The sequence below is a fragment of the Ruminococcus flavefaciens ATCC 19208 genome (assembly GCF_000518765.1).
In the GTDB taxonomy this organism is placed as follows: Bacteria; Bacillota; Clostridia; order Oscillospirales; family Ruminococcaceae; genus Ruminococcus; species Ruminococcus flavefaciens.
Map to the genome: position 1 here is coordinate 65,095 of NZ_KI912489.1, position 21,536 is coordinate 86,630.

Annotated in this window: 25 protein-coding genes; 7 read left to right on the forward strand and 18 right to left on the reverse strand. The window is 42.2% G+C overall.

Annotated features, from left to right (window positions below; genetic code table 11):
* Position 1 precedes the first annotated feature (1 nt).
* Positions 2 to 1,276 carry a sensor histidine kinase gene (locus L870_RS0107040; RefSeq protein WP_028517543.1) on the forward strand — a complete coding sequence of 425 codons (1,275 nt, stop codon included), beginning with the start codon at positions 2 to 4 and terminating at the stop codon, positions 1,274 to 1,276.
* A 407-nt stretch (positions 1,277 to 1,683) separates the two neighbouring features.
* Here L870_RS0107040 and L870_RS16935 read toward each other — a convergent pair whose 3' ends face one another.
* From L870_RS16935 to L870_RS0107070, 6 genes are all read right to left on the reverse strand, one after another.
* On the reverse strand, positions 1,684 to 3,186 hold the full coding sequence (locus L870_RS16935; RefSeq protein ID WP_051411454.1) for a DUF4153 domain-containing protein: 1,503 nt from the start codon (positions 3,184 to 3,186) through the stop codon (positions 1,684 to 1,686).
* Entirely contained in the window at positions 3,176 to 3,571 is a 396-nt protein-coding gene (locus tag L870_RS0107050) for a hypothetical protein (protein WP_028517544.1), read from the reverse strand. The genes L870_RS16935 and L870_RS0107050 overlap by 11 nt, the downstream gene beginning before the upstream one ends.
* 14 nt (positions 3,572 to 3,585) lie before the next feature.
* Positions 3,586 to 3,879 (reverse strand): hypothetical protein, encoded by a 294-nt coding sequence (locus L870_RS0107055; protein WP_028517545.1) that lies wholly within the window; start codon positions 3,877 to 3,879, stop codon positions 3,586 to 3,588.
* Between the two features lie 97 nt (positions 3,880 to 3,976).
* Positions 3,977 to 4,348 (reverse strand): hypothetical protein, encoded by a 372-nt coding sequence (locus L870_RS0107060; RefSeq protein WP_028517546.1) that lies wholly within the window; start codon positions 4,346 to 4,348, stop codon positions 3,977 to 3,979.
* 11 nt (positions 4,349 to 4,359) lie between these two features.
* Positions 4,360 to 4,566 (reverse strand): helix-turn-helix domain-containing protein, encoded by a 207-nt coding sequence (locus L870_RS0107065; RefSeq protein WP_028517547.1) that lies wholly within the window; start codon positions 4,564 to 4,566, stop codon positions 4,360 to 4,362.
* Positions 4,567 to 4,579: 13 nt separating this feature from the next.
* Positions 4,580 to 5,047: a DUF2975 domain-containing protein gene (locus L870_RS0107070; protein WP_028517548.1), complete on the reverse strand. Its 468-nt coding sequence runs from the start codon at positions 5,045 to 5,047 to the stop codon at positions 4,580 to 4,582.
* 222 nt (positions 5,048 to 5,269) lie between these two features.
* Between L870_RS0107070 and L870_RS0107075 the strand changes: the two genes are divergently transcribed.
* From L870_RS0107075 to L870_RS0107085, 3 genes are read left to right on the forward strand one after another with little or no spacing between them, the layout of a single operon-like run.
* Positions 5,270 to 5,848 carry an RNA polymerase sigma factor gene (locus L870_RS0107075; protein ID WP_028517549.1) on the forward strand — a complete coding sequence of 193 codons (579 nt, stop codon included), beginning with the start codon at positions 5,270 to 5,272 and terminating at the stop codon, positions 5,846 to 5,848.
* Positions 5,845 to 6,207 (forward strand): hypothetical protein, encoded by a 363-nt coding sequence (locus L870_RS0107080; RefSeq protein ID WP_028517550.1) that lies wholly within the window; start codon positions 5,845 to 5,847, stop codon positions 6,205 to 6,207. Before L870_RS0107075 ends, L870_RS0107080 begins: the two co-directional genes overlap by 4 nt.
* A 29-nt stretch (positions 6,208 to 6,236) precedes the next feature.
* Positions 6,237 to 7,163, forward strand: coding sequence for a hypothetical protein (locus tag L870_RS0107085; protein WP_028517551.1), 927 nt, complete (start codon positions 6,237 to 6,239; stop codon positions 7,161 to 7,163).
* 75 nt (positions 7,164 to 7,238) lie between these two features.
* Here the strand turns inward: L870_RS0107085 and L870_RS0107090 are convergent, their stop codons facing one another.
* Positions 7,239 to 8,528: a glycoside hydrolase family 5 protein gene (locus L870_RS0107090; RefSeq protein ID WP_423752168.1), complete on the reverse strand. Its 1,290-nt coding sequence runs from the start codon at positions 8,526 to 8,528 to the stop codon at positions 7,239 to 7,241.
* A gap of 142 nt (positions 8,529 to 8,670) precedes the next feature.
* Here L870_RS0107090 and L870_RS16940 point away from each other — a divergent pair, with 142 nt between their 5' ends.
* A complete protein-coding gene (locus L870_RS16940) occupies positions 8,671 to 9,762 on the forward strand; it encodes an iron-containing alcohol dehydrogenase family protein (RefSeq protein WP_037271611.1) in 1,092 nt (363 codons plus the stop codon).
* A complete protein-coding gene (locus tag L870_RS0107100) occupies positions 9,750 to 10,850 on the forward strand; it encodes a metallophosphoesterase (RefSeq protein WP_028517553.1) in 1,101 nt (366 codons plus the stop codon). The genes L870_RS16940 and L870_RS0107100 overlap by 13 nt, the downstream gene beginning before the upstream one ends.
* Positions 10,851 to 10,887: 37 nt before the next feature.
* On the opposite strand, the gene L870_RS0107105 is transcribed toward L870_RS0107100, so the two are convergent.
* From L870_RS0107105 to L870_RS0107130, 6 genes are all read right to left on the reverse strand, one after another.
* Positions 10,888 to 11,634, reverse strand: coding sequence for an exodeoxyribonuclease III (locus tag L870_RS0107105; protein ID WP_028517554.1), 747 nt, complete (start codon positions 11,632 to 11,634; stop codon positions 10,888 to 10,890).
* Between the two features lie 203 nt (positions 11,635 to 11,837).
* A complete protein-coding gene (locus tag L870_RS0107110; RefSeq protein ID WP_028517555.1) occupies positions 11,838 to 13,919 on the reverse strand; it encodes a hypothetical protein in 2,082 nt (693 codons plus the stop codon).
* The gene (locus tag L870_RS0107115; protein WP_028517556.1) at positions 13,909 to 14,403 is read right to left on the reverse strand and encodes an RNA polymerase sigma factor; all 495 of its coding nucleotides are present in this window, start codon (positions 14,401 to 14,403) and stop codon (positions 13,909 to 13,911) included. Before L870_RS0107115 ends, L870_RS0107110 begins: the two co-directional genes overlap by 11 nt.
* A 139-nt stretch (positions 14,404 to 14,542) precedes the next feature.
* Complete coding sequence (gene trxA / locus L870_RS0107120; protein WP_028517557.1) at positions 14,543 to 14,860, reverse strand: thioredoxin; 318 nt, start codon at positions 14,858 to 14,860, stop codon at positions 14,543 to 14,545.
* A 20-nt stretch (positions 14,861 to 14,880) separates the two neighbouring features.
* A complete protein-coding gene (locus L870_RS0107125) occupies positions 14,881 to 15,084 on the reverse strand; it encodes a ferredoxin-thioredoxin reductase catalytic domain-containing protein (RefSeq protein ID WP_028517558.1) in 204 nt (67 codons plus the stop codon).
* A gap of 20 nt (positions 15,085 to 15,104) precedes the next feature.
* The gene (locus tag L870_RS0107130; protein ID WP_028517559.1) at positions 15,105 to 16,262 is read right to left on the reverse strand and encodes an FprA family A-type flavoprotein; all 1,158 of its coding nucleotides are present in this window, start codon (positions 16,260 to 16,262) and stop codon (positions 15,105 to 15,107) included.
* Between the two features lie 287 nt (positions 16,263 to 16,549).
* Between L870_RS0107130 and L870_RS18965 the strand changes: the two genes are divergently transcribed.
* Complete coding sequence (locus L870_RS18965; RefSeq protein WP_080676375.1) at positions 16,550 to 16,657, forward strand: DUF3789 domain-containing protein; 108 nt, start codon at positions 16,550 to 16,552, stop codon at positions 16,655 to 16,657.
* 394 nt (positions 16,658 to 17,051) lie between these two features.
* Here the strand turns inward: L870_RS18965 and L870_RS0107140 are convergent, their stop codons facing one another.
* The 5 genes from L870_RS0107140 to L870_RS0107160 all read right to left on the reverse strand — a co-directional run bounded on the left by L870_RS0107140 (position 17,052) and on the right by L870_RS0107160 (position 21,530).
* Complete coding sequence (locus L870_RS0107140) at positions 17,052 to 17,483, reverse strand: DUF3592 domain-containing protein (protein WP_028517560.1); 432 nt, start codon at positions 17,481 to 17,483, stop codon at positions 17,052 to 17,054.
* The gene (serS, locus tag L870_RS0107145; RefSeq protein ID WP_028517561.1) at positions 17,483 to 18,775 is read right to left on the reverse strand and encodes a serine--tRNA ligase; all 1,293 of its coding nucleotides are present in this window, start codon (positions 18,773 to 18,775) and stop codon (positions 17,483 to 17,485) included. The genes L870_RS0107140 and serS overlap by 1 nt, the downstream gene beginning before the upstream one ends.
* An 11-nt stretch (positions 18,776 to 18,786) precedes the next feature.
* On the reverse strand, positions 18,787 to 19,641 hold the full coding sequence (locus L870_RS0107150; RefSeq protein WP_028517562.1) for a ParB/RepB/Spo0J family partition protein: 855 nt from the start codon (positions 19,639 to 19,641) through the stop codon (positions 18,787 to 18,789).
* 45 nt (positions 19,642 to 19,686) lie between these two features.
* On the reverse strand, positions 19,687 to 20,511 hold the full coding sequence (locus tag L870_RS0107155) for a ParA family protein (protein WP_028517563.1): 825 nt from the start codon (positions 20,509 to 20,511) through the stop codon (positions 19,687 to 19,689).
* A gap of 203 nt (positions 20,512 to 20,714) precedes the next feature.
* Complete coding sequence (locus L870_RS0107160) at positions 20,715 to 21,530, reverse strand: ParB/RepB/Spo0J family partition protein (protein ID WP_028517564.1); 816 nt, start codon at positions 21,528 to 21,530, stop codon at positions 20,715 to 20,717.
* Positions 21,531 to 21,536: the final 6 nt, after the last annotated feature.

The following is a 21,536-nucleotide window of genomic DNA, read 5'->3' on the forward strand; positions in this document are numbered from 1 at the left end:
GATGAAGACTTCCCAATTTATAGTAGAAACGATCAATTGCCTCTTTGATGCCTGCCTGATAATATTTTATCTGTTCCTTATTATGAAGAAGGAATGCAGATATCCGCTGAAATTCCTTGCTGTACCTGCCATCGGGTTCTTCGGTATAATTGAAGCCCTGATGGTCACACAGGTCAATTCATGGGTAAAGCTCGGCATAATACTTGCAATGATGCTAACAACGTCCTTTGTGATGTTTGAGAGCAAAGTCCGAAGTATCATATTCTATTGTCTGCTGTTCACTGTTGTGCTCCTTGTCGCGGAGATCGCGCCTGCCGCTATTCTGAATATAATGAATATAGGCGCTACAGAGCACAATACCTCATCAGGCTTCGGAAGATACATATGTATGGCTATCGGCAAGGTATTCTGCTTCTGGGCAGCCATATATATCGCGGAATACCTCAAGGCCAAGCAAAGAGATATCCCATTCAGGAACTGGCTGCTGGTTATATTTGTACCTTTGCTCAGCCTTATAATACTCAACAGTATTTTCATTTCATCAGAGCTTGCTCCGCGCAGGTCGCTGATGTATCTTATGTCTGTAGCAGGAATATTCCTGCTCAATATATTCGTTTTCGATTTCTTCGACACCTACTCAAACACCATTAAGCTGCGGCTTATGGAACAGCGTCTTAAATCGGAAGAAGAAAACTACAGACTCATTGAGGAAAAATATACCGAGATACGCCAGCTAAAGCACGATATCAGTAATCAGCTGGCTGCCGCAAGAAGAATGTTCAAGCAGGGCTCGGGTCCTGAGGCTATCGCACACCTCAACAGACTCTATCAGAAGCTTTCTGCCGCAAGCCGTATATGCTATACGGGTATCTCTTCTGTTGACGCTATCGTAAATATGAAGTGGAAACAGGCTCTTCTGAACAATATACAGTTCTCCTGCAAGGTCATCATAACCGATAAAATGGATATAGACGAGCTTCCGCTCTGCCGTATAATAGCAAATCTCCTCGATAACGCCATTGAGGGCGTACAGAGGTGTTCCTCGGAAGAAAAATTCATCTATATATCCATAGTCCAGAACGATAACAAGCTGAGGCTATGCGTTATGAATTCCTCGGACGAGGTAGATACCGAAAACCTTACCACCAACAAACCTGGTATAGGTCACGGTATAGGCGTAAGCAGTATCCGCGACGCCGTTGAACAGCTGGACGGTATCCTTTCATTCAACTGGGATAATGATATCTTTACAGCCGATATAATGATAGCATATTGACGCGCTCTATGCGCTGGTATTTACCGCCTCAGTAAAACTGAGGCGGTATTTTTGGAGTATGATACCGCAATGATCTCTAAATATTAACGAATAATGAACAAAAATGTGCATTTCACGCTCAAAAATTACATTTCACGCAAAAGTATTGATTTATGCTTAATTATAAGCTATTATATAATTTAATATCTGCTCCGTCTGATAGCAGATATTTATATACGGCTTTTGAGCCGTAACGAACTCCGCTTAATTTGGCTTTGTCCCCCACGGAGACATATTGACGATCGTCGTTCGGACTCCCCCCTATACCGAATTGAAGTCTCCGTGATAGGAAATCTAAGGTTGAAAGCTGTTAATGCTTTCTTTTGTAAATAAAGCAAAAGCTCCCGTTTTTCGGGAGCTTTTTGTTTTCAGTCCACTTTCATGCTGAGTATTAAGGACGAAAGATTGTAATTCCTCAGGTCGTCACTGTCTGACCTGTTTTGCAGTATCTCGTCCTCTGTTACAGCATCTTCGTTATATGCTGTCAGAACAGCATCATCGGACATTCCCATTATTGTATCGGTATCGAGTTCTTCAAGACAGCCCGCTCTGTACATCTCTATATTGTACTTTGCTATAATAGATTCGGGACGGGAAAAGCACAGTATACCGAACATAAGCACGAATGCAAATGATATATTCCTCGATATCTTCATCTCGAATCTGAACTGCTTTATGATAATAAGTACGAATATTACTGCAAGAAGCACCATGAACCAGCTTGTGTAAAATCTCAGTGCTGTAAGACCGTATCTGTTGATATACATTACCATTTTGCTCATAGCTGTAGCTATAAGGATAAGTGTGAATACGCTTATCATAACGCTGTAGAATTTGAGTGCGAAGGTCTTTTCTCTGCCTGCCTTCTTTGAGAAAAGACTCATAAAGCAGGTGACTCCGAGATTTATGAGCGCAATCGCAAAAAGCTCGAAAAATCCGCGCCTTGCATAGTCGGCATAGGTAAAGCCCTCAGGCAGTGAATTCGTAAAGGCTGAAAGAAAATAGCCAGCCTGAGATATAAAGAATAAAACGTAAAGTATGCATATGGGAGTTACGGCTGTGTATACGATAAGATTGCTCAGAAAACGCATATTGTATATCCTCTGTGTACACACCTGCTCGTTAAGGGCATTAAGCTCGTTACGGTGAGTATTTGCGTAAAGCATACCGAAAATATACATAGAGCAGGGGATAGCTAATATGAGCTGAAGAATAGTGTCCCAGAAACCTGTGCCGAAAAACCTGCCTGTTATACCGCTGAGCATACGCTCGAGTCCGTCGTCAGCTGACATCAGCAGAGCCGCAACTATTGCCGTAAGAGGTACTGTGATAAGAAGTCCTATGAATATGTATTTTGCATTAGAGGCGTTTCTGGAATTAGATACTGAGTCCGAGGTTATTTTTCCCTGCGTACCGAAATGTGAAAGGGGAAATTCAAACAAAGCCTTGCACATGGCATATGGCAGAAAACGATCGACATTCCTGTTTGAAGCTCCCACAGAGTAAACGAAATATGCTCCTGCACCTATGAGAAATGCAACATTCAGGTCTTTTACAAGAGTATTTGCAGTAATTGAAAATACAGTGCTGAAAATGTAAAGAACAGCCGCCAGTAGTTTATTGAAGCGCGAAAACTCACATTCCTTTTTCTTCATGTAGATGATTGCCGCGGAAATGATAGATATGAAAAGTCCCGTTGTGACAAATCCCATTACATGAAACAGCACATATCTCACGAAGCAGAATGCCGCTGTCATTGCAAATATAGAAATTGCAACATCTGCCTTTGTGTATTCGGGCTTTTTCGTTTCATCGTGCTGAGCAACAAAAGCTGTGCTCTCATTAAATCCGCCAAGCATATTATTCTCCATAATAGTCTCCTCCGTTTTGAAGCATTTCTGCTTCTTCTTTTTTTCCTTTTCTGTATTCTCTGAAACCCGTTATCAGCGATATAGGCATAAAAAATATGACCGCAAAGATCTCAGCAGCAGCCATGATCGAGCCATACTCCTCATTTGCTATATCCCTTGCCAGATATGCAGTCAGCAGCAAGGTAATAAATACAGCTGTGCCCGAGTACCATACATAAGGTCTTGCAAAATTATCAAATGACACCGCTATTGCGGCTGCAAGATGACACAGGAATTTAGTAATGCAGTATACCGTAAAAAATACCATCATTGGCATAAATATGAGCACTGTGGTCAGCAATGACATCAAAAACCAATAACGTACCTTTTTCCATTGCTCTTTCATTCTGCTTCCTCCGTTTACGCTATGAGAAAATAGTCGATACCGTACAGCATAAGTGCCGCCAGCAATACCCTGTACACTGTCATAACAGATCCCACTGACTTGGGGATATATTCGTCCTTGAAGTAGAGCCGCTTGAAGCCTATGGGTATGACAGCTGTCATAAGAGCTATAACGCCTGCAATATTCAGGTATTCGCTGCCCCCTGCGCACAGCACCGAGCAGATAAGAAAATCAAATACACACAAAGCCATATTTATGCCGTAGGTATATCTCAGCTCATGCACCTTTGTAACTGCTGTTTTTTTCATACCGATCCCTCCTCAAAGACCTATTATAAATATCTGCATACTATGTTTAGAGTTTGCCCCGATGTGCGAAAATACGTTATCCCGTATTATTTCCGCATTATTTTATTGTTATCTGTATCTCGGAATGAACGTCCCTTCTGTCCCCTCTTGCCATTACCATGACATTGAGCTTTCCTGTCTTTTCGCCTACCGTAAGTGAACTTCCGTCGCTCAATATCGCAAGCTTTTCGTGTCCGCCGTCTACCCACTGAGCACCCGTTATCTCTGCTCCATTGCTGTTTTCAAATTCAGCTATATCGCTGCACTTTATCTCGGAGGACGGTGGGAATATCAGCTGTTCCTTTGCAGTTATAACAGGTGATCTCTGATAATGCGCTATCTGAAACGCAGTATATCCTGCAACGAACAGCCCGAACACGAACATCACAGCTACGATAAGCTTTAATATCCGCCATATCGCCCTTGACATATCCTCACCCCTTATTCCCGTCTGAATTCCAGTATATCTCCCGGCTGACACTCAAGCTCCTCGCATATCTTTTCAAGGGTCGAAAAGCGTACTGCCTTTGCCTTGCCTGTTTTCAGTATGGATAGATTTGCAGTTGTTATGCCTACTCTTTCGGCAAGCTCCTGAGAGGACATCTTCCGCTTCGCCATCATTACATCAAGATTAACTATGATCGGCATGGAAAACACCTCCTTATATAGTAAAGTCGTTTTCCGACTTTATCTCTACAGCCTTTTCAAACACGTTTTTCAGCACGCGCATGATAAGCCCGAACATTATTGCCACCATTCCTACAAAGGCAAATATAGAGCTCCACAGTCCGAATATGATGCACACAACTCCCGCTGCCATACATATCCACGATATCCTTCTCAGGCAGCTTGTATTCTTCGGTATGAACACCTCGTCCCTGCTGATATTGCCGAGAAGCACGTGTAAATTCCATAATGCCGCAAGTGCAAGTGCATCGCATACATAAAGCGATATACACATCGGTATGAACATTGTCTCTCTGTCAAGTATGCCTGCGGCTTCTACAGTCATCATGTACTGATACCAATCGGCTATTGTGGGTATGAAAAATGCCACAAATACAGCCACACCTGCTGCCGCTATCGTAAGCACTCGGGATAAAAAAAGAGATTTGTTATTATTCCACATATATCTGCGCTCCTTCACATTTTTTCGTTTTTCTTACTGTGACTATAGTATAACACATAAAATATCATTTGTCAATAGAAAATTATCGTTTTTCAATAATTTTTTTCTGTTTTTCAAAACCGTTGCTTTTTTCGTGAAAAAATGGTATAATAAAGTGTCTGAAATCGCCCTATTCATTCGATTATTTCTATTGAATGCATTCAAAAAAAGGAGGAGTTTCTGATGACAGATGCCGAACTGAAAGAGCTTATGTCTCAGTCTGTACCCAAATGTCACAGAGCAGTCTTTGATCGTTACTGTAACTATGTTTATGCGATCGTAATAGATATCCTCAGAAATTGTGGGACTCGTGAGGATATAGAGGACTGTGTAAGTGATATATTCATGAAATTATATAAGCGCTTTGATGTAAACACGGATTTTTCAGGTAATCTCAAGGGATATATAGGTACGATATCAAGGAATACAGCTATAGATGCCTTCCGCAGACTAAGTACCCATAACAACAGAAATTTCTCCATTGAAGAAAACAATATGGAAGAGCTACGCTCTGACGACTCACTCATGGAAAACTCGGAAAAAAAGGAACAATCACGTATCATTCTCGGAAAGATCAAGGAATTGGGAGAGCCCGACTCGACTATCATCATCCAGCAGTACTACTATAACAGGACAGCCAAGGAGATCGCAGAAAGTATTTCTATGTCATCTGCTGCCGTTCAGAAGCGCAGCAGCCGCGCAAAACAAAGACTTAAATCGCTTCTCGCTGAAGCAGGCATTGGCAAGGAGGGGCTGATTTGAGTTTATTTAAGGAGATTGATAACATGATCATTGACAAAATTTCGGAGGAATTCCCTGTTCTCACAGAGGCTGAGAAGGAGAGAATTTTTGCAATGAGCGAAAAAAAGTACAACATGGATAACCAAGACAAAAATAATATGGTTTTCGATGAGGATACAGAGGTAAGAGGCGTTGAGCAGTACAACAGACCAATATTGTCAAGAATAGTAAGTACAGCTGCTGCTGTTGCTGTTCTTACCCAGGCATTGCAGGAGGATCGGCATTTCTTAAATACAGAAAAAACAATGTCCTTCCTAATTCACAGGTACAGCCTACCGCTGCTGTTACCGAAAAAACTACGGATAAAAAAGAAGATATAATATCCGAATATGAAAATATTGCTTTTGAAATGACAAATAAATTTGCAGAACTGGAAAATAAGTATTATTTTCACGCTCTGAGCGTTGATGTTGATGATACTCTTGCATTTAATGTATACAATTCCGATTATCCGGGTCAAAAAGCAGAAGAGATACATTATTACAGAGTAACAGACGCTGATTTTCAATCGGGCAATGACCTGAAGAACGCTGTAAAAGGCTTGCTTACAGATGATTATTATAACAGACTTGTAAATGTAAATTCAGGTTCGGATTATGAAACTCTTATAATAGAGCCTCAGAACATATATCTTTATCAAAGTTCGGATTTTGACAGGGATTTAAGTGATTATGACAATAATTCAGATATAGATCTGGTAAATATGAATTACCACTCACTGGACTTTATCACCTATAACAGCAGCTTCTATGTTTCATCTTTCTACAACAAGATGCCGGAGAGCAGCAATTATTCCAGCTATCCTGTAATAATAAGCCATGATGATAACTCATTCTCTGCAACTGTATTTGCTAATTTCTATCCTTTCATAAACACTGACAGTTCAAACGTCGGCACAAAGCTCAAATTTGACTTTGTATGCGACAACGGCGAATGGAAGATCAATAATATAGATGTCGGACGTAATATGGAATGTGCAGCCGCATATGCCATAAAGGACTATTTCCTGAATGTCTGCGAAGATTACAAAGCCGGCGATCTTATGATCTCAAAGGATACTTCAAAGAATGATCTTGAAGAGGATGTTATTATTTTAAACAACGATGACGATAAGAGCTGTAAGGCATACTGCGTTATCAAAGATAAGAACGGCAAGGATTACCTTGAGTTCAAGGCTACTGTCCTATTCTACTGTGACGGATTCGATTACGAAAAAACGATACATGATCGTTCAGGATTTAAACTGTCTAATATATCGGTAAAGCCGATAAACTGACAAAAACTGCTGTAAAGGCAGTTATTCGGGTATATGTTAAGCCCCGAGGCATTGCCTCGGGGCTTTTTGTCTGCATCAGTTCTGTTTATTTCCTGTACAAAGACCTGCCATAGGGTCTTTGTTCTTTACGCCTTTTACTATAGCTTCAATAATAGCAGGCTGAGTCTGTGTAAGCTTGCGCCTGTCAAAAAGTGCCAAACCATACTTGCCGTTGAAGCCGTTATCCCAGTATATTGGAGTTATACCGTTCATTGCGGCAGTTCCCGCAACAAAGCCGTTGTAGTATGCGCGATTCTCTTCTATTTTACCTGCTATGGCTTCGTTGGCTATACCCTTGTCGATACAGCCGAATTCACCCAGTACAACGGGTATTCCCTTGTCGATATACTTCTTTTTCAGCTTTTCGAACTGGAACTGCATATGGCTCTCGTCGCCCCAGTTGGCAACGCTGTCGGGTGAGAGTCCGTACTCGTCGGATATACTCTGCCCCTTTTCGCCCCAGAGAAAAACGTCCTTTTCCTCTTCGCCGCAGTAGTCCCACGGATCGTAAAAATGCACGGAAAGTATGAGCCTTCCCTCATCGGCGGTATTGCCCTTGTCCTCTGGGAAACAGAAGCCGTAGTCTCCGCAGGTATAATCTATATTTGTATTCCAGCCGCAGACCATGAGCCAGCGGTGAGTATTGTTCTTTCCGCATTCACGGACAGTATCAACAAATATGCGGTTGTAATCATTGATATTCACGTAATACTCGGGCACAGGTTCGTGATATACGCCGTCAAAAACCTCGTTCATGCTCTCGAATATGAGGTGCTCATCAAGGTCGGCAAAGCGTTCAGCCACCTGTCTCCATACAGCTCTGAACTTCTTCTTTATCCTGTCCTGATCATTTTCATCACATAGCAGCCAGCCGCCGTTTATAGTGTGGTATGCGTCGCCGTGGATATTGATTATCACGAACATATCCCTTTTGTAGCAGTAATCCACTACCTCGGCTATTCTTTCGAGCCAGTCACGGTCGATCATATATCCGTTTTTATCATCTATCTTGCTCAGGTAAGTTATGGGTATCCTTATGGTATTAAAGCCTGCATCGGCAACTGCGTCTATTATCTCCTGCGATGTCTTGGGATTGCCCCATACTGTCTCGCTGGGAGTTCCGTCGAAATTCGCTTCGAGAGTATTGCCGCAGTTCCAGCCCACTCCCATTTTTTCCGCGATATCAGCCGACGAAGCTGTAAATATTCTGTTGTCCTTTATGCCCATTACGCCGGTATCCCCTTTCGCAGAATCACAAGCTGTCATTATATCAGATTTGTGCTGTATTATTTTGCTGTATTCATTATACCATAACTTTTCCACCATTTTCAACCTACAGTTGAAACAGGAGATTATATGCTACAAAAAAGCGTTTTTTCTACCCATGTATTGACACTGCTGCTCAAAACAGGTACAATATTATTATAAGTAATAAAAGAGATTTTTATATAACGAATGAGGTATAAATATGATATTTTTCATGCCTGCAAAGGTAATTTACGAGCCTGACTGCGTCGTTTCTCACAGCAGAGACTTAGCAGCTCTAGGTTCTCACGCACTTATAGTTACAGGACATAATTCTTCAAAGAAAAACGGCTCTCTCGATGACGTTATCACTGCACTTGAGATGCACGGCGTAAAATATACGGTATTCAGCGAGACAGAGGAAAATCCTTCCGTTGAAACGATAATGAAAGCGCGTGATATGGGACTTTCCTGCGGCGCCGACTTCGTAATCGGAGTGGGCGGCGGTTCAGCTCTCGACGCTTCAAAGGCTGTTGCGGTAATGATGAAAGATCCCGAAAGCTCATGGGAGCTTATGTATGACAGCTCCGCTTCTCCGCAGCATCTGCCATTGGCTGCTGTTCCAACAACCTGCGGAACAGGCTCTGAGGTAACGGGAGTCTCCGTACTCACACGGCATGACCTAAGAACAAAGATGTCTATGGTACACAAGGTATTCCCCGATATAGCACTATGTGACGGAAAATACCTGCTTACTGCGCCGAAACATCTCATTGCAAATACTGCGGTTGACGCTATCAGCCATATGATAGAAAGCTATATAAACTCTGCTGCTTCGCCCTTCAGCCGTATGTGTGCCGACAGCGGTATGAAGCTCTGGAAAAGCTGCAAGGACTTCCTTGCAGGAGATATGCCCATTGACGCAAAAACTGCCAATGACCTGCTCACTGCGTCTACCTTTGGCGGAATGGCTATCGCTCAGACAGGCACTACCCTGCCCCATGCTCTAAGCTATACTCTCACCTATGAGGGCGGTATCCCTCACGGTGCGGCTGTTGGAGCTTTTCAGCGGGGCTATCTCAGGAACGCCGATCGCTCCGACCGCGAACATATCCTGTCATTGACAGGTTTTGCGGATACAGATGAGCTGGGACAGTTCATTGCTGATATAAGCCCTGTAAACGTGCCTCAGGAGCTTCTGGAAAAGGCTGCGGAAATTCTCCTCGGCAATCCGAAAAAGCTTGCAAGCTGTCCATATAATGCAAATACGGACGTTATACGCGATATTATCGGAGGTGTCATATGTTCTGGCTGATACTTTTTGCAATTGCGGGCATTGTATGTCTTGGCTGTATATTTTATCTTATCACAAGATTTCATAAATTCGGCTTTGTACAGAAAATAGCCGAAAAGCACAAATTTCTCTCATGGCTGCTGTGCATTGTGCCATTGTGCGGCATAGGCTGTTTCTCACTGATAAATACCTATGCGGTAGTTATAATACTGTTTCATCTGGCAGCCTTCTGGCTCGTCGCTGACCTTTTGGGAAAGATAGTCCGCAAGGCAATAAAAAAAGAACGCCGCTTCTATATCGAAGGCGTTATGACTATAATCATTACGGCTGTGTATCTCACTTTCGGCTGGATAAATGCCCATGACGTAAAAAGGACTGTCTATACAGTCCATACCGATAAGCCCATAGCAGGCGGAAGTCTCAGGATAGTGGGCATTGCTGACTCTCATCTCGGCATTACCCTTGACGGTGAAAAGTTCACAAAGGAAATTGAGCGTATACAAGCTGAAAATCCCGATGTTGTAGTTGTCGCAGGAGACTTCGTTGACGATGATTCCTGCCGCGAGGATATGGTGCAAGCCTGCAAGGCTTTAGGCGAGCTGAAAACAACCTACGGCGTTTATTTCACCGTGGGCAATCACGATAAAGGCTATTACGAAGAAGGACACCGCGACTTCACTATCGCCGACCTTTGCAATGAGCTGGAAAAAAACAATGTTATTATCCTTGATGACAAGGCAGTCGAGGTAAACGATACCTTCCGCATAGTGGGCAGACTTGATAAGCACTACAAAGAGCGTGAGGACATCAAGACTCTCACGAAAGACCTTGACAACTCAAAGTTTGAGCTTATTCTTGACCATCAGCCTAACGACTACGACAACGAAGCTGCTGTAGGTGCTGACCTTGTTTTCTCGGGACATACCCACGGCGGACATATCTGGCCCGCAGGCTATATCGGACTGCTCATAGGCGCGAATGATTTCGTCTACGGCTCAAAGACCATAGACAATACTGAATTTATCGTTACCTCGGGCATATCAGGCTGGGCTATACCTTTCAAGACAGGCTGTATCTCGGAATATGTAGTCATGGACGTTACGAATTAAATATTATTTTTGTAGGGCGGATAATATCCGCCCCTTTTTATTCTACAGTGAGCATAACGGGGCAGTGATCGCTGCCCATAATATCGGTCAGTATCTCGGAGTCTTTCACGCGCTCCATAAATCTGTCGGATACCACGAAATAGTCTATACGCCAGCCTGCGTTCTTTTCACGAGCCTTGAAGCGGTAAGACCACCATGAATATGTAACCGTATCGGGATAGAGCTTTCTGAATGTATCGGTAAAGCCTGCTCCGAGAAGCTCCGTGAACTTTCCTCGTTCCTCGTCCGAGAAGCCTGCGTTTCCGCGGTTGGTCTTGGGATTTTTCAGGTCTATTTCCTCATGTGCTACATTCAGGTCGCCGCAGTACACAACAGGCTTTTTCTTGTCAAGGTCTGAGAGATATGCTCTCATATCGTCCTCAAACTCCATACGGTAGTCGATACGCTTTAAGCCGTCCTGTGCATTCGGCACATAGCAGCACACGAAGTAAAAGTCCTCGTACTCGCAGGTGATGACTCTGCCCTCGTCCATATGAGTACCGTTTATGCCGTATGTAACGGATAAAGGCTCTGTCTTGCTGAATACAGCCGTACCCGAATAGCCTTTCTTTAATGCGCTGTGAAAATATATGTGATAGCCTTCGGGCTTGAAGTCTGCCTGATCGGGCTGCATTTTTGTTTCCTGCAGGCAGAATATATCAGCGTCCGCAGCCTTGAAAAAGTCCTCAAAGCCCTTTTGCAGACAAGCACGAAAGCCGTTTACGTTCCATGATATGAGCTTCATTGTAATACCTCCGAAAAAATTTCTCCGCAGCCATGCCGACTGCGGAGACTTTCTTTTATTATATCATATTATTACGAGTAAATCAACAGTCGCGGCGATACATTGCCCTTCTCGTTATCTTGAACTCGAAAAAGGGTGCAGCGTCACGCTGCTTATAGCATATAAGATGTCTAAAAGCAAGATACGCGGTGATAAACTGCCTTTTAATAATTATTTTCCATTGACTTTCTGTATTCTTCTTCCTGTTTTTCCTGATCTGCCTTAATGCTTTCATATATTGGTCCAACATCTTCCATAGTGAAATCAGGAGAGTCAAACACGTAATTTTCAAGTCTGAATGAGTAGCCGTTACTTTCACTTGAAATCAGCTGACCGCCCTCTGTAAGCACGATAGTCTTATTTATCTCATCGTAACCCTCACCTTGTCTGCCTGAAATATTATATTCTGTTTTTCCTCCGCCAATATCTCTTGACTCGATATTAAATTCAGGATCTCCTGACCATACAGGTCCAAGCATCTGTTCAATGCCCTTGCTCTTATAAACATAATGAACAGGTGATCCCGGAGTCATCGGAGAGACTATACAGTATGTGTATTCACGGTATGTCTCGCCTGTTGACTTGTCGATAATTCTGTATGCAGAAACGTCCTCACCGTTCATTACTGTTTCAATAGTGACCTCTTTACCCTCAAAGGTTCCTTCGCCGTTCATATACATCTTATGGTTTTTGGCATCATAATAAAGATGTCCTCTCAAAGAAGAATAACCGCCGCTGTACATATCACTGTCTTCAATAACATAATCCGATTCAAGATTATTATAATTGTCCAATCCGATACGAAGCTTTTCCGCAAGCTGTGAACAATCCGTCATAGTAATGTATTTATCTATTATTGTGCGTATTTTATCTTTATCTCTTTCGTTCTTTAATTTGAAGTATTTATAACTGTTACTTTTATTTGTTGGTGCTGATAAATATCCGCTTTCCTTCAAATTAACAGATGATAAATACCAGCATTTTTCTGAAGCATCTTCATATTCCTTATCAGAACAAGTTACCCATTCCAAAGAAGCTATCTCGTTTATGAAGCTCTCAGGATCGCTCATATTATAATAACGGTAAATAGCACCGTAATACTGTCCACCCTGAGGAACACCTATCGTACCTTCCCATGTGCTGTAATTAGGCTTATCAACAATACTTCTGCAAGCTTCTTTTATCTCTTCGATTGTAGCATCACGGGATTCAGTATCATATCCAAGTACAGACTTGATAGCGTCGATAAGCTTTTCACAGTCGATTTCATCTTTGAGCTTGTAGCAGCCGTAGGGATCAGGATCTTCATCTACTGCCATAAGATATCCATCTTCGGATATTCTGATACCCATTTCATAATAGTTATTATATATAAATTCACTTTCTTTTATCTTTACCCATTCAAATTGCATCAAAGAATTTGTAAGAGCTTCTTTATCTGTAATGATATAATGATCCATTTCACCGTCAAATGCACCCTGCCACGGAGCAAATACTACCTTATCGTCGCTTTTTTCCAGATGATTGCTGACAAAGCCCATTATCTCGTCCTGAGATACCTTGTTCATAGCTTCTATAGTATCGCTGTCTGCACCGTTAAGAGCCTCTTTAAACAGCTTTTCAAATACATCCTTGCCGTAATAGTAACTTTCTATGTTCGGAGGTGTCATTACTGCATTTTCGTCACCATCTATTTCCTGCCATATACCGTATCCGTTCTCACGTATGGAAAAATCATACTTCTTTCCGCTCTTCTCATCAATAAATGAAAAACGCACGCTTCTGAAAGAATTCGAATATTTTTCAACTTCTCTTACCCCTTCAAGGCTGTCTAAGTATTCAAACAATTCGTCCTTATAATCGCTTTTCTCTCTTACAAGGATACTTTCACTTACTGAAAAATTCCATACATACTCGCTCATATCGTAGGAATCTTTATTTTCCTTTACCGTTTCATATATCGAATCATAATCGTTCTCAATTTCTTCGTTTACAACAGGCTTATCCTTCATCTTATTGAAATGATATATCCCACCGCCTACAGCTCCGCATACAAGCACGAATGCAGCAGCTACAGCCGCAACTCTTCCCCAGCTGTGTTTCGGAGCAACTTCTATTCCGCTTACGCTGTCCTCATAATCTTTCATCTCTAAAGGCTCAGAGCTGAGCTTTTCCTGCATAAGGCTGCGGAATTTATCGCTGCACTTTATCTTTTTAAGAAGGTCATCGTATTCATTAGGTCTCATAAACATAACCCTCCTTTTCCAGTTCTGTTCTAAGCTTTTTTCTTCCGCGCTGCAAGAGTGAGCTTACTGTATTTTCTTTCTTTCCGAGGATATTTCCTATTTCCTTTATGCTGTATTCCTCAAAATAGTACAGAAATATCACAGTTGCATACTTCTCGGGAAGTTTTTCTATCTTCTCTCTTATCTCGTTGTCCCTCTCTGTAAATTCACAGCTGAGTGTGTTTTCAAGAGTTTCGTCAAGAGGAGAATTTTTTGTTATACGTGAGCTTTTTTTATAGTTCTTGCAGCGGTTTATGGCTGACCTTAAAAGCCATGCCTTCATGTGTTCTTCGTTTTCAAAATCCTGTGGCTTTGCATGAAGCGTCAGGAATACTTCCTGCGTTATATCCTCGGCTTCATGGTAGCTTCCAATAATAGCGAATGCCATTCTCAGAACGGTATCGCCGTATTTATTGAATGCATACAACGCTGAATTGTCATTCATAGAACTTCCTCCTTTCTGTCTGAAGCGTCGCTTCATAGATATATACAACTCTGAAAATATTTTCCGTGCATATTTCAAAAAATTTTTTCTGAATATATAAACAGCAAAGCTCACTGACATTCATCAGTGAGCTTATTTTTTAAAGACCTGCCATTTTAAGTATATCTTCCTTCTGCATAAGTCCGACGTGCTTCGTTACCAGTAAGCCGTCCTTGACTACAGCGAGCATAGGTATACTGTCAACGCTGAAAGCTGCTGCAAGCTCGGGCTGCTCGTCAACATTTACCTTGCCTACCTTTAACTTTCCCTTGTATTCATCTGCGATCTGATCTATTATGGGACCGATAGCCATACACGGTCCGCACCACATTGCCCAGAAATCAAGAAGTACAGGTGTTTTCTTGTATTGAAGAACTTCCCTCTGGAAATTTTCCTTTGTAATTACTACTTCGTACATTTTTTACCTCCTAAACATCTTTAATCTTCCAAAGATTTATAATATAACATACAGTGGCAGAAGCCCTCATAATTCGGGTCTGCTATCTGGTCACGAAACTCCTTGCACATACACTTGTTTTCGGGAGTCTTTGCCAGTCTGCAAGGACAGTAGCCGTCCTTTAATTTAAGTCCCTCTTTGATTCTGTCAACAACTTCTTTGTCGGGATTGAGTGTAACTTTCATATCAGTCCCTCCTTGACTTTTTATTTCATCAGCTCGTCTGCAAGTGCCTCTATCTGAGCTATATTTGCAGCCTTAACAGCTGACTTGATAGATACTGTGGTATCTGTGAATGTGATATTCTTTGACTTCTCGAACATTGCCTTTACTGTCTTTGCTGCGAGAGGTGCCCAGCTTCCGTTTTCGATAATACCGATTGTGCGGTTCTGGTAGTTTCTCTCTGTAAGGTCGAGAATGAAGTGCTTCATGAACGGGAATATATCGGCATTATAGGTAGTTGTAGCGATAACAAGCTTTCCGTAGCGGAATGCGTCCTCGACCGACTCTGCCATATCCTCTCTTGCAAGGTCTGCAATAGCTACCTTCGGGCAGCCCTTTGCTTCAAGCTTTTCTTTCAGAAGCTCGGCAGCCTTCTTTGTATTGCCGTATACTGATGTGTAAGCAATGAATATGCCCTCAGACTCAACGCCGTAGCTTGACCATGTGTTGTAAAGTCCCAGATAATAGCCGAGATTTTCTTTAAGGACAGGGCCGTGGAGAGGACATATTGTCTGTATATCAATTGCAGCAGCCTTTTTGAGAACGCTCTGCACCTGCATACCGTACTTACCTACGATACCGAAATAATAGCGGCGAGCTTCACAAGCCCAGTCCTCATCAACATCAAGGGCACCGAATTTGCCGAATGCGTCAGCTGAGAAGAGTACCTTGTCTGTGCTGTCATATGTGAACATTACCTCGGGCCAGTGTACCATAGGAGCAAATACGAATGAAAGCTCATGCTTTCCAAGTGAGAGCTTCTCCCCTTCCTTGACTTCAAGCTTGTTAGCGATAACAAGTCCCTCGAAGAAATTCTCTATCATACCGAATGTCTTTGCATTGCCTACGATAGTTGCATCAGGGTACTTTTCAAGGAAATTCTTGATGTTAGCGGAGTGATCGGGCTCCATGTGCTGAACGATAAGGTAATCAGGCTTGCGTTCGCCAAGTACCTCAGCGATATTGCCCAGCCACTGATCAGCGAAATTGCCGTCAACTGTATCGAATACAGCAGTCTTGTCGTCAACTATAATATATGAATTATAAGCCATACCGTTAGGTACGTCGTACTGTCCCTCAAAGAGGTCGATCTGGTGGTCGTTAACGCCTATATAGTAAATGTCATTGGTTATATTATTCATTGGAAATTACCTCTTTTCATAATTTATGAAATAATTATACCATAAATAAGAGTTATTGAAAAGTGGCATTTGCAACAAATTTAAAGAATTTTCTTTTATTATCCCGAATTAAGCAGAAAATATTCCTGCACAGAAATGATTATAAAGAAATAAACTGCGCATAATAATATCAGCGCAAATAATTCAAGTAAAGGAGTAATTTATGGTTAATTTCGTATTGGGAAGTTTATTCGGTGGGCTGAGTGCCTCCGCTCCCGTCATACGCTATTCAAGTAAAGGAGAAGTATATGCTTAATTTCATTTTAGGAAGTATGTGCGGAGGGGTAGTTGGCGTTATAACGATGTGTCTCTGCACAGCAGCAAAATGGGGCGACGAGCATATGGACAGCCATTAGGCGTTAGCTCTTAGCCGTTAGCTTGTAAGGACGCCCATTGGACGTCCCTGCCTAACAAAAGAGCTAAATGATACACTGTAGGTAACGCCGCAGCTAACAGCTGCACGTACCCTCGTCCTGCGGACATCTCCCTGCACAGCAGAGAGTCACTCGGCGTTCCGTTCGGTAGGGACGCTTTCAAAACTCACATAAACACAAAATATCAATCATTCCACGGGCGCACGGAACTCGTCCCTACAATGTCAAATGTAGGGGACGGCGTCCTCGACGTCCCACAAGATATAATTTATTATCGCGGACGACCAATGGTCGTCCCTACATTTTCAATTCTCCATTCTCAATTAGCGGACAAGCAAAGGGTGCGCAGGCTATGCGTAAAAAAAATCGGTCTGTTTTACACAAGACCGATTTTTGAATAAATTTTCGTTAAAACCAGAATAGCTATACCTGCCAGAGTCAGCGCACCTAATATTGAAAGCAGGACTATAAGTCCGACCTTATCAGATGAATGATCTAATATTGCTTTATCAGGTTTATTTGGATCAATATAAATATCTATTCTCTGACCGATAGCAAATGAATACTGAAATGAGCCGCTTTGCGTATACTTATAAATATACTGCTGTCCTTCGTAGTAATATTCACATGTATAATAATAGATTTTGTTTGATTCATGTGATGAACTGTCATTCCTTTTTATTCGTACATCGCAATTTGTTATTACAGCTTCTACACAGACAGTATATGTTTTTTTATTGTAATTATAAAGCAGTATGCCAATGACAGCGATAACAGCTATTACAGAGAAATATATTACATATCCCATTACTTCTTTTCAGGGACTTTGATTATATCCTTGCGCATATAAGGCTGGAGAGCCTTTGGAATGCGGATAGAACCGTCCTCGTTGAGATTATTTTCAAGGAATGCGATGAGCATTCTCGGAGGTGCAACAACTGTATTGTTCAGTGTATGTGCAAAGTACTTGCTTCCGTCAGCAGCCTTAACTCTGATACCGAGACGTCTTGCCTGTGCGTCGCCGAGATTAGAACAGCTTCCTACTTCAAAATATTTCTTCTGACGAGGTGACCAAGCCTCAACGTCAATAGATTTAACTTTAAGGTCTGCAAGGTCACCCGAGCAGCATTCAAGTGTACGTACAGGTATATCAAGTGTGCGGAAAAACTCAACTGTATAGCTGTAGAGCTTGTGGAACCAGTCCATAGACTCCTCAGGCTTACATACAACTACCATTTCCTGCTTCTCGAACTGGTGTATACGATAAACACCGCGCTCCTCGATACCGTGAGCACCTACCTCCTTACGGAAGCATGGTGAATAGCTTGTGAGAGTCTTTGGAAGCTCTTCCTCGGGAACGATAGTGTCAATGAACTTACCTATCATAGAGTGCTCGGAAGTACCGATGAGGTAGAGATCCTCCCCTTCTATCTTGTACATCATTCCTTCCATTTCAGCAAAGCTCATAACGCCTGTAACAACGTTGCTTCTTATCATGAATGGCGGAATGTAGTATGTGAAACCTTTGTCTATCATGAAGTCTCTTGCATAAGAGAGTATGCAGCTCTGTAGCTGTGCAATATCGCCGCAAAGATAATAGAAGCCGTTACCGCTGGTCTTACGTGCGCTGTCGATGTCGATACCGTTGAGCTTTTCCATGATATCAACGTGGTAAGGTACTTCAAATGCAGGAACAGCAGGCTCACCGAACTTTTCTACCTCAACGTTCTCTGTATCGTCCTTTCCTATCGGAACTGTCTCGTCGATAATATTAGGGATAACAAGCATTATTTCGCGGATATCAGCTTCAAGCTTAACTTCAAGCTGCTCCTTTTCTTCGAGCTCCTTGCCGAGAGCAGATACCTCAGCCTTTACCTTTTCAGCTTCGTCCTTCTGACCGTTCTTCATGAGACCGCCGATCTCTTTGCTCTTTACGTTTCTTGTGTTTCTGAGATTATCGCAAGCCAGCTTAGTCTCTCTGTACTGCTTGTCAAGCTCGATTACTTTGTCAACCAGTTCAAGCTTGTCGTCCTGAAACTTCTTCTTGATGTTTTCCTTTACCAGTTCGGGATTTGTTCTAATAAGTTTAATATCTATCATATTTATTCTCCTTAGTCCTCTTTGGCAAGCTTTTCAGCCAGTGCCGCAAGGTCATTTTTATCATAAAATTCAAGTATAAGAGCACCCTTGTTCTTGCCGTAGTCTACCTTGACCTTTCTGCCAAGACGCTCGTTAAGAGAAAGCTCCATTTCCTTAAAGTAATTATCAATTTTTTTGTTTGAGCGCTCGTTAGCGGACTCCTCTGCGTGTTCAGCAGACTTCTGCGCAGCCTTTTCTACCTGTCTTACAGTGAGACCGCCGTCAGCAGCCTTGAGAGCTGTTGCAACAAGCATTTCCTCATCTTCAAAGCCTAACAGGGCTCTTGCGTGACCTGCTGATATCTCGCCGTTTTCAAGCATTTTCAACACTCTTTCGGGAAGTGCAAGAAGTCTTACAGCATTTGCAACTGCGGAACGCGAACGTCCAACCATTTTAGCAACCTTTTCCTGTGTCATACCGAACTTTTCTATAAGCTCGTTATAGCCTGCGGCTTCTTCCACGGGATTAAGGTTCTCACGCTGCAAATTCTCGATAATTGCTATCTGCATGGTCTCAAGGTCAGAAAGCTCACGTATATTTACGGGAACTTCATCAAGACCTGCCATTCTTGCCGCCCGCCATCTTCTTTCACCTGCAACTATCTGATAGCCGCCTGTGCTTATAGGGCGAACGAGAATCGGCTGAAGCATACCATGCTCACGGATAGAGTCTGCAAGAGCGGTTATTGCCTCATCGCTGAAAGCCTTTCTCGGCTGATCGCGGTTCGGCTCTATTTCTGAGGTGCGGAGAGTCTTTTTTACTTGTATATCATTGGTATTATCGCTGAAAAGTGTATCAAGACCCGCGCCTAAACCACCTTTTGCCATAGTTCAAACCTCATTCGTCTTTATTGATTTACACCGTCAAATCAATTACGAACGTTTTCCTTTCTTATGTTTTTTGAAAGAGAAGATCTTTACTTTTTTCGGCAGCTCGAGAGGTTCGCCAAGCATCTCATGGCATACAAGCTCATAAGCTTCTGCACCCTTTGATGTCTTGTCGTAGTACATTACAGGCTTTCCGTGACTTGGAGCTTCCGAAATGCGGACATTTCTCGGCACCTTTGTCTTGAACACCTTATCAGGGAAATATTTCTCAACCTCAGTTACAACATCGTTAGCAACATTGAGTCTGCCATCAAACATTGTAAATAAGATACCCTCGATCTCCAGCGCTGGATTATAATTATTTTTAACTATTTTTATTGTATTCACCAGCTGAGAAAGTCCTTCAAGGGCATAAAACTCTGCAAGCATGGGCACGATTATAGTGTCACAGGCAACAATTCCGTTTATAGTAATTGTACCAAGTGCAGGCGGACAGTCTATGAAAATATAATCATAGTCGTCTTTACAGGTGAGTATCTGCATTTTAAGTCTGTTGACTCTGTTCTCATACTCTGCAAGCTCAATTTCACAGCCTGCAAGAGCTTCTGTAGCAGGAACGATTGATACATTTTCAAACTCAGTAGCAATAACAGCTTCCTGAATGCGAGTCTTGCCCGTTATAACATCATAAGTTGAAGCGCTAACAGATTTTTTCTTTATACCGAAGCCTGTAGTTGTATTTCCCTGTGGGTCAGAGTCGATACAAAGTATCTTCATACCCCGAGAGCCAAGATATGCCGCAATATTTATAACAGTTGTTGACTTTCCAACGCCGCCCTTCTGATTGGCAACAGCTATGATTTTGCCCATATTATCTTCCTTTCAAAGTTACTTATACTATTATATCACTTTTTGATTGCAATGTAAATATAAAAAGATGTTTTTTTCAAAAATTGTTTCACATGAAACAATTTTACCTATAAATAACCTCGTCAATTTATAATTGTTTCACGTGAAACATAAAAAAACACATGAAACATCGTTTAGAATGTTTCATGTGAAACAATTTCATATCATGTTTTCTTCTGAATTGGGATCCTGACACGATATTCAATATAATCTTCATTTTGTATTTTTCTGGAATCGGCAGAAATACCCGCAGCCTGCATTGTCTCAACTGCCTTATTAATTGTATTCACGAACATCTTTACATTCTGAAAAACTACTGAACGCTTTTTGTAACTGACCTTGCTGCGCTGACTGCCAATAAACTCATCAATAAGATGCTCAGAACGCTCAACGTTAAGATTATTTTTGATAATTTTTTCAAGAATAAATAGTCTGTCATCGGGACTTCCAAGCCTTAATAAAGAACGCGCATGACGCTCGGTAAGTCCATAGTGAATAATACATTCTCGCTCCTTTTCAGTGAGCCTGAGAAGCCTTAGCTTGTTTGCAATGGTACTTTGCGCACGACCAAGCTTTGAGGCAGCATCCTCCTGAGTCATACCGTAATGGGTAATAAGCTTCTCAATTGCTGCGGCTTCTTCAAAAAAAGACAAGTCTTGACGCTGAATATTCTCCACAAGGGCAAGTATCGCCGAATGTCTGTCACTAACTTCGTGAACAATGCACGGGACAGCCTCGAAACCACACATTTTCGCAGCCCTGAGCCTACGCTCTCCGGCGATGAGCTCATATTTTCCGTCCTTTTTTCTGACTGATAAAGGCTGTAAAATCCCGTTCTGTGCAATGGACTCCGCAAGTGCTGTGATGTCCTCATTAAAGTCATTGCGCGGCTGATACGGGTTTGGTATTATCTCGCTGATGCCTATTTCAATGACCTTATTTATAAGCTTTTCTTTGGTGAAATTTAAAAATCCTGCCATAAAAAT